Origin of the sequence: Streptomyces sp. NPDC002734, assembly GCF_040295685.1 — a bacterium.
Classification (GTDB): Bacteria; Actinomycetota; Actinomycetes; order Streptomycetales; family Streptomycetaceae; genus Streptomyces.
This window is the reverse complement of record NZ_JBEOVU010000008.1, coordinates 1-12,376: the sequence shown is the minus strand read 5'-3', so window position 1 is coordinate 12,376 and position 12,376 is coordinate 1. Positions and strand designations below refer to the sequence as shown.

Sequence of the window (12,376 nt, the reverse complement as noted above, 5' to 3'; positions counted from 1 at the left end):
CTCGCGTTCGAAGCTCCCCCGCACGGGCGGCACCCGGCAGCGGCGCGCACCCGCCCCCGGCCCGGGACCCCGCCGCCGAACAGGACCCGCCCCCACCGGGGGCGAGGCCCGTGGACGGGCACGGGAAGCGGCACCGTCGCGGCCGGGAACCGACCCCGAGCCCCCGCCGCTTCCGCGCGCCTCCCGTACTCTTGCTGCCGTGGCAGAACCAGTCGTCCGCATCCCCGACGCGAAGGTCGCGCTGTCCACCGCCTCCGTCTATCCGGAGTCCACCGCGACGGCCTTCGAGATCGCCGCGCGCCTGGGTTACGACGGCGTCGAGGTCATGGTGTGGAACGACCCGATCAGCCAGGACATAGAGGCCCTGCGCCGCCTCAGCGACCACCACGGGATCCCGATCCTCGCCGTGCACGCCCCCTGCCTGCTGATCACGCAGCGGGTCTGGTCCAGCGACCCCTGGGTCCGTCTCCAGCGCGCCCGCTCCGCCGCCGAGCGGCTGGGCGCCTCCACGGTCGTGGTGCACCCGCCGTTCCGCTGGCAGCGCCAGTACGCGCGTGACTTCGTGTCCGGCATCTGGCGGATGGCCGACGAGACGGACGTCCGGTTCGCCGTGGAGAACATGTACCCCTGGCGCTACCGCGACCGGGAGATGCTCGCCTACGCCCCCGGCTGGGACCCCACCGACGAGGACTACCGCCACTTCACGATCGATCTCAGCCACACCGCCACGGCCCGCACGGACACCATGGCGATGATCGGCCGGATGGGTGACCGCCTGGGCCACGTGCACCTCGCCGACGGGAAGGGCTCGGCCAAGGACGAGCACCTGGTCCCCGGCCGCGGCGACCAGCCCTGCGCCGAACTCCTCGAAGGCCTCGCCGGCTCCGGCTTCGACGGCCACGTCGTCATCGAGGTCAACACCCGCCGCGCCATGTCCAACGCGGAGCGCGAGGCCGACCTCGCCGAGGCGCTGGCCTTCACCCGCCTCCACCTGGCCTCCCCGCTGCGGGTCAAGGGCCAGTGACCGCACAGCCGACCGGGCCACGCCGTGGCCGTGGCCGACCGCCCCGCACCGCCGCCTCCGCCGAGACCCCGGCGGCCCGCGACCGCATCCTGACCGCCGCCCGCGAGGTGTTCGCCGAGCGCGGCTACGAGAAGGCCAGCGTGCGCGGCATCGCCAAGGCGGCCGACGTGGACCCCGCGCTGGTGCACCACTACTTCGGCACCAAGGAGCAGGTCTTCGAGTCGGCCGTGGAGGGCGCCTTCGCCCCCGTGCTGCGCACCCAGCCCCTGACCGACCTGCGTCCGGACCGCGCCGGGGAGCAGTTCGTCCGCATGTTCCTCGGCATCTGGGAGAACCCGGCGACCCGGGCCCCGCTGCTCGCCATCATCCGTTCCGCGGTCAGCAACGAGGCCGCCGCCGCGATCTTCCGTCGCCTGGTCGCCGGGCTGGTGCTCAGCAAGGTCGCCAAGGAACTCGATGCCCCCGACGCGGAGCTGCGCGCCGAGCTGGCCGCCGCCCAGGTGGTGGGTGTGGTGATGCTGCGCTACGTGATCAAGGTCGAGCCGATCGCCTCCGCCGATCCGGAGGAACTGATCGCCCGCCTCGCCCCCGTCCTCCAGCACCACCTCACCGGTTCACCCGGCGCCCCCGCCGCCGGCTGAGCCGGAGCGAGGGGCCGGCCGACGCCCGGACGGGCGCGACGGGGCGCATCTCACGTCCCGCATTCCGGACAACCGCGTCCGACCGGTGGATGCCCGGCGTACTCTCGACAGGGCCAGTACTTCCTTAAGGAGCGAGCGACGATGCCCGAGCTGAGGTCCCGCACAGTCACCCACGGCCGCAACATGGCGGGCGCCCGCGCCCTGATGCGGGCCTCCGGTGTACCGGGTGCGGACATCGGCCGGAAGCCGATCATCGCCATTGCCAACTCCTTCACGGAGTTCGTGCCTGGTCACACCCACCTGCAGCCGGTCGGCCGCATCATCAGCGAGGCCGTCAAGGCGGCCGGCGGCATCCCGCGCGAGTTCAACACGATCGCCGTCGACGACGGCATCGCCATGGGCCACGGCGGCATGCTGTACTCCCTGCCCTCCCGCGACCTGATCGCGGACAGCGTGGAGTACATGGTCGAGGCGCACTGCGCCGACGCGATGATCTGCGTCTCCAACTGCGACAAGATCACGCCGGGCATGCTGATGGCCGCCCTGCGGCTGAACATCCCCACCGTCTTCGTCTCCGGCGGCCCGATGGAGTCCGGCCGGGCCACCCTGGTCGACGGCACCGTCCGCACCCTGGACCTGGTCGACGCCATCTCCGAGGCGGTCAACGACAAGGTCTCCGACGAGGACATCCTGCGCATCGAGGAGTCCGCCTGCCCCACCTGCGGCAGCTGCTCCGGCATGTTCACGGCCAACTCGATGAACTGCCTCACCGAGGCCATCGGCCTCTCCCTGCCGGGCAACGGCTCCGTCCTCGCCACCCACACCGCCCGCCGCGCCCTCTACGAGAGGGCCGCGAGCACGGTGATGGACCTGGTCGAGCGGTACTACGGCCAGGACGACGAGACGGCCCTGCCGCGCACCATCGCCTCCTTCTCCGCCTTCGAGAACGCGATGGCGCTCGACATCGCCATGGGCGGGTCCACCAACACGATCCTCCACCTGCTCGCCGCCGCCCACGAGGCCGGCGTCCCGTTCGGGCTCGAGCAGATCGACGCCGTCTCGCGCCGCGTCCCCTGCCTCGCCAAGGTTGCGCCGAACGTGGCGAAGGACCGCACGTACTACATGGAGGACGTGCACCGCGCCGGCGGCATCCCCGCGCTGCTCGGCGAGCTGCACCGGGCCGGTCTGCTCAACGAGGACGTCCACTCCGTGCACAGCTCGTCGCTGGACGACTGGCTGAAGACCTGGGACGTGCGCGGCGGCTCCCCGTCCGCCGAGGCCGTCGAGCTCTGGCACGCCGCCCCCGGCTGCGTCCGCTCCGCCGAGGCGTTCTCCCAGTCCGAGCGCTGGGAGGCGCTGGACGTCGACGCGGAGGGCGGCTGCATCCGCTCGGCGGCCCACGCCTACTCCAAGGACGGCGGCCTCGCCGTGCTGCGCGGCAACCTCGCGGTCGACGGCTGCGTGGTCAAGACGGCAGGCGTCGACGAGTCCATCTGGACCTTCGAGGGTCCCGCGGTGGTCTGCGACTCGCAGGAGGAGGCCGTCGAGAAGATCCTGAACAAGCAGATCACCGACGGCGACGTGGTCGTCATCCGCTACGAGGGCCCCAAGGGCGGTCCCGGCATGCAGGAGATGCTCTACCCGACGTCCTTCCTCAAGGGCCGCGGCCTGGGCAAGACCTGCGCGCTGATCACCGACGGGCGCTTCTCCGGCGGCACCTCCGGACTGTCCATCGGGCACGCCTCCCCGGAGGCGGCGTCCGGCGGCACGATCGCGCTGGTCGAGAACGGTGACCGGATCCGCATCGACATCCCGGGCCGCTCCATCGAGCTGCTGGTCTCCGACGAGGAGCTGGCGCGCCGCGAGGAGGCGCTGGGCGGGCGGTACGCGCCGCGTGCCCGCGACCGCAAGGTGTCCGCGGCGCTCCGTGCCTACGCGGCGATGGCGACCAGCGCCGACAAGGGCGCGGTCCGCGACGTCACCCTCCTCGGCTGACACCGTCCCGGCGGCGCGACCCCCTTCGCGGGCGGTCGCGCCGCCGGACCCGTTCGTCTCCCCGGCCTTGCGTGCGTCCGTTACGGCCGCCGTGAGCCTGCATGCCCCGCGCGGCGGGTGTCCGCGAAGTTCCCCGCGCCCCTGACGGGGCCCGGTGCGGCGCCCGGCAGCGTGAGGTGCGGCTCCGGTGCCCTCCGCGGTGGACCGGTGGCCGGGCCGCCTACTCCTCCGGCTCCCGGACGAAGAGCGTCACCACCGCCCCCTCGGCGAACCCGCTCCGCCGCATCAGCGCGGCCGAGGCGGTGTTCTGAGACTCCACCTCCGTCACCACGGCGGCCGCTCCCGCCGCGAAGAGACCCGCGCAGCACTCCTCCACCAGCCGACGGGCGATCCCCCGGCCCTGGTGACCGGGGTCGACCGCGATCCACTCCAGCAGACCCCAGTCGGTGCGCCGGTCGAACCCCAGGGAACCGAGCACGAACCCGGCGAGGCGCCCCTCGTCGAGCGCGATCCGGCAGGTCGATCCGTCGCCGTCGAGGTGCCGGGCGACGGCCGACAGCGACCAGGACGTGTAGGGCTTGACGGTGGTGTCGTACACGCGGCGGCCGAGGGCCAGAACCCCCGCGGCGTGCTCGACCGTCATGGGCGCCACGGTGATCCGGGCGGTGTCGGGCGACTCGGGCATGGCCCCACGCTAGGACCGGGCATCCCCTCCGGCACCTGGACGGCCGATCCCCTCTTCCGTACGGAGCAACACCGATCGGTACGGCGAGGGCCGCGCGAACAGCATGGGCATGCGGCGATCACGCTCCGATCGCCGTCCCCCTTCGAGCCGGAAGGCCCGCATGCCTACGCAACACCCCACACGCCCCGTACGGAGCCGCCTGGGACGTCTCGGCCGAGTCGTCGCGGGGGCCGCGGCCCTCGTCACCCTCCTGGGCGCCGCACCTCCGGAGGTACCACCGGCCGAGCCCGGCACCTCCGTGGTGACGGTGAGGACCGGTGGCGACCGGATCGCCGACTCGGTCGTCGGCCCCCTGGCCGGCGTCCGGCTCGCCCTGTTCGCGAGCGAGGACGCCACCACCCCGGTGAACACCACCTGGGCCGTGTGCACCTCCGACGCCGACGGCGACTGCAACTTCGTGGTGCCCGGCACCGGCGACGGCGGCGCGAACGAGGGCGCGCGCTTCTGGGTCCGCCAGATCGGGGCGCCGGACGGCTGGTACACCAACCCCACGCTGCGGACCGGCGCGGGCAGCGGCTCCGGCTCGGTCGCCTCCCGGTACCAGTTCCGGACCCCGGCGCTGGAGGACGGCGAGACGTACTCGTCCACCCGCGACTTCATGTACAGCACGGACTACGCGAGCACCCCCTACGTGGCGTCCGGCGGGATCTGGCAGCAGTCCCGGGTGAACCCGGAACTGCCCGAGGGCTGCGGACTGGACATCGCGCTGATCCTCGACCTGTCGGCCTCGGTGGGCAGCGCGCTGCCCAGCCTCAAGGCCGCCGCGGACGGATTCACCGACGCTCTGACCGGCACCCCGTCCCGGCTGGCGCTGTTCTCCTTCGACCGCAACTCGCCGAGCACCGGAACGGCCAACCACCCCGAACTCGTACCGGTGTCCACCGAGGCCGGCGCGGAGGAGTTCAAGGACCTCTACGCCGACTGGACGCTGGGCCGAGGCACCAACTGGGACCAGGGCCTGTACGCGGCGGCCAAGGCCGCACCGCACTACGACGCCGTCGTGGTGCTCACCGACGGCAACCCCACGTACTGGAACAACCCGGCCACCGGCGACGGCTCGCACACCCACTTCGCCGACGTGGAGGGCGGCATCTTCGCCGCCAACGCGGTGAAGGCGGAAGGCACCCGGGTCATCGCCCTGGGCGTCGGCAAGGGCGTCGAAGGAATCTCCGGCCTCAACCTGCGGGCCATCTCCGGCCCGGAGGCCTACGACGGCACCAACCCGACCACCGCCGACTACTTCCAGACCCAGGACTTCGCGGGCGCGGGCGAGGCGCTGCGCGACCTGGCCCTCGACCAGTGTGACGGGTCCCTCACCGTCGTCAAGCAGCTGGTGCCGGCGCAGAACACGGGGGAGGACGTCACCGGCGCCACCGTCGCCGGCAGCGGCTGGGAGTTCACCGCCACGACCACCACTCCCGGCATCGGCGGACTGCCCGACACCCAGGAGACGACCGACGACGGCACCGGCACGGTGATCTTCCAGCCCACCTACCCGGCCACCGTGGACTCCGCCGCGGTGAACGTCGCCGAGTCCCAGCAGGACGGCTGGACCGTGGTCACCCAGGGCGGCCGCAACGCGGTGTGCGTCGACCTCGATGACGGCTCGCCGGTCGGGGTCACCAACACCGGCTCCTCCGGCGGCCCCGGCTTCACCGTGGACCTTCCCCGGAGCTCCGCCGTCAGCTGCGTGGTCTACAACAGGCCCCAGGAGGACGCCGAGGCGGACGTCACCGTCGACAAGGAATGGTCGATCGACGGGATCGCCTACGAGCACGCGGACCGCCCCGACGGCTTCGACGCCGCACTCACGCTCACCGGCCCCGGTTCCGCCGGAGCCACGCCCCAGGACTGGGGCGTCACCCGCGAGGGCTACACGGTCGGCGACTCGGTGACCCTCGCCGAGACCACGCAGGTTCCCGAGGACTGCCGGCTGACCGGCAGCAGAGTGGTCAGGGCCAACGGCGACGCGATCGACGCGGCCTTGCCCTACCGGGACGTGCTGGCACTGGAGGCCAACACCTACACGGTGCGCAACACGGTCACCTGCGACGACGACGAGGAGACCCGGCTCACCCTGGTGAAGCGGGTGATCGGCAAGAAGGGCACCGCGCGGCCGCAGGACTGGACCCTGACCGCGGACGGTCCCGCCGACCTGTCGGGCGTCAGCGGGAGCCGGGAGGTGACCGACGTGACGGTGCCGTCGGGCACCTACACGCTCGGCGAGTCCGACGGCCCCGACGGCTACCGACCGCTCGGGTGGGACTGCGTCACCGACGACGGAGACGAACTGCCCGTCCGCGCAGACCGGGTGACGCTGCCCGCGGGCGCCTCGGTGACCTGCACCATCACCAACAAGCAGAAGTCGGGCCACGGCGGCCACGGCCACGGCCACCACGACGGCCACGGCGGCCCCGGGCACCACGGGCCGGGCCATCAGGGCGGCGAGGACGACGTCTGCCGGAGGCTTCCCCTCTTCGAGGACATGGAGCTGATGTCCTGGCTCTGCGACTGAGCCCCGGCCGAGCAGCGGCGCGGCCGAGCAGCGGCGCGGCCGCACCCCGGCAGCCACTGATCCGCTGCTGATCCGGGGTCACCTCCGGGCCCGGCCGGCGACCTGCCGACCGGGCCGGGAGTGCTCCAGGACCATGCGCGTACGCCGGAATGAGGAATTCCCGCGCAGGAATTGCGAGACTTCCGCCCCAGGAATCCCAACCCCTGAAAAACCGCCACGGCCCCCACCCGGCGTCCCCACCATGGGCACATGACCTCGCCCACCGCGCGCTCCGTGCCGTACGAGTCCCTGGTCCAGGCCCACGCCGAGCGGGCCCGTTCCTTCAACGGCGCGGCCGCCGTCTACGCCGCCGCGCGCCCGTCCTACCCGCCCGCCCTGCTGGACGCCGTCGAAGAACTGACGGGCCGCCCCGTCGAGGGCGCCCGGGTGGCCGACGTCGGGGCCGGCACCGGCATCTCCACCGCGCTCCTGCGCGCCCGCGGCGCCCATGTCGTGGCCGTGGAGCCGGGAGACGGCATGGCCGCCCAGTTCCGTCGCGCCCTCCCGGACGCGTCACTGGTCAGGGGGGACGGCAACCACCTCCCGCTGGCCTCCGGTTCCGCGGACCTGATCACCTACGCCCAGTCCTGGCACTGGACCGACCCCGCGCACTCCTTCCCGGAGGCCATGCGCGTCCTGCGCCCCGGCGGCGCGCTCGCCCTCTGGTGGAACACCGACGCCCAGGACGTCCCGTGGATCGCCGAGCAGGCCGAGCGCATCCGGCTGCACTTCGGCGACGCCCGCGCCAACAAGTCCGGCGGCGGCACCCGCACCCTCGAGAAGGACCAGCATTTCGCCGGCGCCCCGTTCCCGCCCGCTCCCGACCGGATCGGCCGCCGCGTCGTGCGGTGGAGCCGCCGGGTGCCCGTCGACACCCACCTGACCAACATCGCCAGCCACTCCCTCTTCATCCTGCACGGCGAGGAATCCACCCGGGCCTTCCTCGACCAGGAGCGGATCTGCCTCCACGAGGTCTTCCCGGACGGCGTCGTCGAGGAGATCTACGACGTGCTGCTCCTGGTCGTCACCGCGTCCTGAGCGCCCCGAGCACGCCGAGCACCCCGAGCGTCCCGAGCACCGGACGGGGCCGGAGCCCTTTGAAATCCGGCCGGCCCACGAAGGCCTGCCCGGCACCGCCCGACCCCCAGGCCGCCGCGCGAATCCGCGCGGCGGCCTTGACGTGTCCGGACCGGGGGAGAAGTATTCATCACATGATGAATAAAGAGCCCGGTCCGGCGATCCGGGCCACCGGCCTCACCGCCGTCCGGGGCCCCCGCACCGTGCTGCGCGCCCTCGACTTCACCGTGCCCGCCGGCCGCATCACCGGCCTCCTCGGCCCCTCGGGCTGCGGGAAGTCCACCCTGATGCGCGCCGTCATGGGCACCCAGGCCAAGGTCTCCGGAGACCTCCAGGTCCTCGGCCGGCCGGCCGGACACCCCTCCCTGCGGGCCCGCATCGGATACGTCACCCAGGCCCCCGCCGTCTTCGACGACCTGTCCGTCCGGCAGAACCTGGAGTACTTCGCCGCCGTCCTCGACCCCGGCCGCCGCGCCGCCGCCCGCCGCGAGGAGAACGTCACCCGCGCCATCGGCGACGTGGACCTCACCAGCCACGTCGACGCCCTGGCCGCCAACCTCTCCGGGGGCCAGCGCAGCCGCGTCTCCCTCGCCGTCGCCCTCCTCGGGTCCCCCGAGCTCCTGGTCCTCGACGAACCCACCGTCGGCCTCGACCCGGTGCTGCGCCGCGACCTCTGGGACCTCTTCCACGCCCTCGCGGCCGACCGCGGCGCAAGCCTGCTGGTCTCCTCCCACGTCATGGACGAGGCCGAGCGCTGCCACGGGCTCCTGCTCATGCGCGAGGGCGAGATCCTCGCCCAGGACAGCCCCGACGCGCTGAGGGCCCGCACCGGCGCCGACACCGTCGAGGCGGCCTTCCTCACCCTGATCGACTAGGCCGCCGACGCCGCCCCCGCGGCCACCCGGTCCCACAGCCAGGAGACGTCCCGATGAGCACCCCGCCCCTCAGCCCCGCCAGGACCGTCGCCACCGCCGCCCGCGTCCTGCGCCAGCTGCGCAACGACCCCCGCACCATCGCCCTGCTGCTCCTGGTGCCCTGCCTCCTGCTGCTCCTGCTCCGCTACGTCTTCGACGGCAGCCCGCAGACCTTCGACGACATCGGCGCCTCGCTGCTCGGCATCTTCCCGCTCATCACGATGTTCCTGGTCACCAGCATCGCCACGCTGCGCGAACGCACCTCCGGCACCCTGGAACGGCTCCTCGCCATGCCGCTCGGCAAGGCCGACTTCATCGCCGGCTACGCCCTCGCCTTCGGCACCCTGGCCGTCGTCCAGTCGCTGCTCACCACCGGCCTCGCCGTCTGGGGCCTGGGCCTCGACGTCACCGGCTCGCCCTGGCTGCTGCTCCTGGTGGCCCTGCTCGACGCGATCCTGGGCACCGCCCTCGGCCTCTTCGTCTCCGCCTTCGCCGCCTCGGAGTTCCAGGCCGTCCAGTTCATGCCGGCCGTGATCTTCCCCCAGCTCCTGCTGTGCGGCCTGTTCACCCCGCGCGACCAGATGCAGCCCGTCCTGGAGGCCGTCTCCAACGTGCTGCCCATGTCCTACGCGGTCGACGGCATGAACGAGGTCCAGCAGCACGCCGGGATCACCGGGGACTTCGTCCGCGACGTCCTCGTCATGGTGGGCTGCGCGCTCCTGGTCCTCGCCGTCGGCGCCGCGACCCTCCGACGCCGCACGGCCTGACGCCCACCCCTCCGGGGAGGGCGGCCGCCCGGCCGTTCCGCCTGGCGGACGTGCGCGGTGTTCCCCCGGCCCCGGTGCGAGGATGGCCAGGGACGACGCGCAACTCCCCGGAGGGCACCACCCACATGAGCCAGAAAGTCGCAGTCCTCGGCACCGGCAAGATCGGCGAAGCCCTGCTCAGCGGAATGATCCGGGGCGGCTGGAACCCTGCCGACCTGCTGGTCACCGCCCGCCGCCCCGAGCGCGCGGAGGAGCTCCGCACCCGCTACGGCGTCACCCCGGTCGGCAACCCCGAGGCCGCCAAGTCGGTCGACACCCTCATCCTGACGGTCAAGCCGCAGGACATGGGCACCCTGGTCGAGGAACTCGCCCCGCACGTCCCCGCCGACCGCCTGGTCGTCAGCGGCGCCGCCGGCATCACCACCGCCTTCCTGGAGGAGCGCCTCCCGGCCGGCGTCCCGGTGGTCCGCGTCATGCCCAACACGCCCGCGCTGGTCGACGAGGCCATGTCCGTGATCTCCGCCGGCAGCCACGCCACCGCGGCGCACATCGAGACCGCCGAGCAGATCTTCGGCTCCGTGGGCAAGACGCTCCGCGTCCCCGAGTCGCAGCAGGACGCCTGCACGGCCCTGTCCGGCTCCGGCCCCGCGTACTTCTATTACCTCGTCGAGGCCATGACCGACGCCGGCATCCTGCTCGGCCTGCCCCGCGACAAGGCGCACGACCTGATCGTCCAGTCGGCCATCGGCGCCGCCGTCATGCTGCGGGACAGCGGCGAACACCCGGTCAAGCTCCGCGAGAACGTCACCTCCCCCGCGGGCACCACCATCAGCGCCATCCGCGAACTGGAGAACCACGGCGTCCGCGCCGCCCTGATCGCCGCTCTGGAGGCCGCCCGGGACCGCAGCCGCGAACTCGCCTCCGGCAACGGCAACTGACGCACGCACCCCGCAGGGGTGTCCGGGGGCGGACGGCCTGTCCACCCCCGGACGTCCGCGCACGTCAGACCGGCGGCAGCAGCCCGATCGCCCGGTACGCCGTGTCCACCACGGGCCGCGCCATCGCCCGGGCCCGCCCGGCCCCGGCCCGCAGGACGCCGTCCACGTACGCCGGGTCCGCGCACAGCTCCGCGTGCCGCTCCCGCACCGGCCGCAGCGCCTCCACCACGGCGTCGGCGACGTCCTTCTTCAACTGCCCGTATCCGGTGTACTTCCCGGCCAGCGCGGCCGGCTCCTCCCCGGTACAGGCGGCGAGGACGTCCAGCAGATTGGCCACCCCGGGCCGCTGCGCCCGGTCGTACTCGACCGGCCGCCCGCCGGGCCCGCTGTCGGTGACCGCGCGCATCACCTTCTGCCGCACCACCTCCGGCTCGTCCAGCAGCCGCACCACACCCTGCCCGGACAGGTCGGACTTCCCCATCTTGGAACCGGGCTCCTGGAGGTTCATCACCCGCGCCCCCACCCGGGGGAGCGTGACCTTCGGGACGACGAAGGTGTGGCCGTACCGCTGGTTGAACCGCTCCGCGAGCGTGCGCGCCAACTCGACGTGCTGTCTCTGGTCCTCGCCCACCGGCACCTCGTCGGTGGCGTAGGCCAGGATGTCCGCCGCCATCAGCACCGGATAGGTGAGCAGGGACAGCCGGACGCCGGCCCCTCTCTCCTCCTGGCGCCGGGCCTTCTCCTTGTACTGGATCATCCGCCGCATCTCGCCGTCCGTGGCCACGCACTCCAGCAGGTACGAGAGTCGTGCGTGCTCGTCCACGTGGCTCTGCACGAAGAGCGTGCAGACGTCCGGGTCGAGGCCGGACGCCAGCAGCAGGGTCGCCGTCTGCCGGGTCAGCCGACGCAGCCGCGCCGGATCGTGCTCCACGGTCAGGGCGTGCAGATCGACCACGCAGAACAGGGCGTCCGCCCGGTGCTGGTCGACAGCGGCCCACCGGCGCACCGCCCCGAGGTAGTTGCCCAGGGTCAGATGCCCCGACGGCTGGACCCCGCTGAACACTCGCTTCATCGCTCGACCTCCCGGTCGTCCGGGCCGCGGACCCGGTGACCGTCTCGGGAGGAGAAACAAGAAACGGCCGCCGGGATCCGGCGGCCGCTGCTGATCGCATGCGTGAGGACGGGCCGCCGTCAGGCGGCCCACCAGCTCTGGGTGCACGCATGCGCTGTGGTCACGAGGACAGGCTAGGTCCCCCAGGGGCCTCTGCGCAGCCGGTTTGACACCACCGGACGTGATCCGTAAGGTTCTCCGAGTTGTCCGACGTGAGCACCGACCCCGGTCGGCCCCGGACAGCCACTCCACAAGCACCAACCAGCCACACACGGCTTTTCACTGTCGTGCGTGCCGGCGCGTGCATTGCGGATTGCAGGATTCACCGCTCGCTCGTGAGAGCGAGACCCCCGATTGGCTTCGGGGGCCACGAATCCGCTAATGTCTCACCGGTCGGAAGGGCGAACAGCCCGGAAGACAACCTCCTCTGACTGGAAATCAGACGCCGAAAGGTTCTGATAGAGTCGGAACCGCCGGAAAGGGAAAACGCCGAAAGGCGAAGGACCTGGAAAGCGCCGAGGAAATCGGAACGGAAACGGTCTGATAGAGTCGGAAACGAAGGAAGCGCCCGGAGGAAAGCCCGAGAGGGTCAGTACAAAGGAAGCGTCCG

10 protein-coding genes are annotated in these 12,376 nt (G+C 72.5%); 8 read left to right on the top strand and 2 right to left on the bottom strand.

Annotated elements, in window-relative coordinates:
• The first annotated feature begins 199 nt into the window (after positions 1-199).
• The 3 genes from ABT026_RS09430 (at position 200) to ilvD (ending at position 3,660) form a co-directional block, all read left to right on the top strand.
• Complete coding sequence (locus ABT026_RS09430; protein WP_351113544.1) at positions 200-1,024, top strand: sugar phosphate isomerase/epimerase family protein; 825 nt, start codon at positions 200-202, stop codon at positions 1,022-1,024.
• Positions 1,021-1,665 carry a TetR/AcrR family transcriptional regulator gene (locus tag ABT026_RS09425; RefSeq protein WP_351113543.1) on the top strand — a complete coding sequence of 215 codons (645 nt, stop codon included), beginning with the start codon at positions 1,021-1,023 and terminating at the stop codon, positions 1,663-1,665. Before ABT026_RS09430 ends, ABT026_RS09425 begins: the two co-directional genes overlap by 4 nt.
• A gap of 141 nt (positions 1,666-1,806) precedes the next feature.
• A complete protein-coding gene (gene ilvD / locus ABT026_RS09420; RefSeq protein ID WP_351113542.1) occupies positions 1,807-3,660 on the top strand; it encodes a dihydroxy-acid dehydratase in 1,854 nt (617 codons plus the stop codon).
• A 220-nt stretch (positions 3,661-3,880) separates the two neighbouring features.
• Here ilvD and ABT026_RS09415 read toward each other — a convergent pair whose 3' ends face one another.
• Complete coding sequence (locus ABT026_RS09415; RefSeq protein ID WP_351113541.1) at positions 3,881-4,345, bottom strand: GNAT family N-acetyltransferase; 465 nt, start codon at positions 4,343-4,345, stop codon at positions 3,881-3,883.
• Between the two features lie 160 nt (positions 4,346-4,505).
• On the opposite strand from ABT026_RS09415, the gene ABT026_RS09410 reads away from it, so the two are divergent.
• The 5 genes from ABT026_RS09410 to proC all read left to right on the top strand — a co-directional run bounded on the left by ABT026_RS09410 (position 4,506) and on the right by proC (position 10,655).
• Positions 4,506-6,920 (top strand): hypothetical protein, encoded by a 2,415-nt coding sequence (locus ABT026_RS09410; RefSeq protein ID WP_351113540.1) that lies wholly within the window; start codon positions 4,506-4,508, stop codon positions 6,918-6,920.
• Between the two features lie 249 nt (positions 6,921-7,169).
• Positions 7,170-7,997 carry a class I SAM-dependent methyltransferase gene (locus ABT026_RS09405; RefSeq protein ID WP_351113538.1) on the top strand — a complete coding sequence of 276 codons (828 nt, stop codon included), beginning with the start codon at positions 7,170-7,172 and terminating at the stop codon, positions 7,995-7,997.
• 173 nt (positions 7,998-8,170) lie between these two features.
• On the top strand, positions 8,171-8,911 hold the full coding sequence (locus tag ABT026_RS09400; RefSeq protein WP_351113537.1) for an ABC transporter ATP-binding protein: 741 nt from the start codon (positions 8,171-8,173) through the stop codon (positions 8,909-8,911).
• Positions 8,912-8,964: 53 nt separating this feature from the next.
• Positions 8,965-9,717, top strand: coding sequence for an ABC transporter permease (locus ABT026_RS09395; protein WP_351113535.1), 753 nt, complete (start codon positions 8,965-8,967; stop codon positions 9,715-9,717).
• Between the two features lie 125 nt (positions 9,718-9,842).
• Positions 9,843-10,655: a pyrroline-5-carboxylate reductase gene (gene proC / locus ABT026_RS09390; protein WP_351113534.1), complete on the top strand. Its 813-nt coding sequence runs from the start codon at positions 9,843-9,845 to the stop codon at positions 10,653-10,655.
• A 64-nt stretch (positions 10,656-10,719) separates the two neighbouring features.
• On the opposite strand, the gene trpS is transcribed toward proC, so the two are convergent.
• The gene (gene trpS, locus ABT026_RS09385; RefSeq protein ID WP_351113533.1) at positions 10,720-11,727 is read right to left on the bottom strand and encodes a tryptophan--tRNA ligase; all 1,008 of its coding nucleotides are present in this window, start codon (positions 11,725-11,727) and stop codon (positions 10,720-10,722) included.
• Between the last annotated feature and the right edge of the window lie 649 nt (positions 11,728-12,376).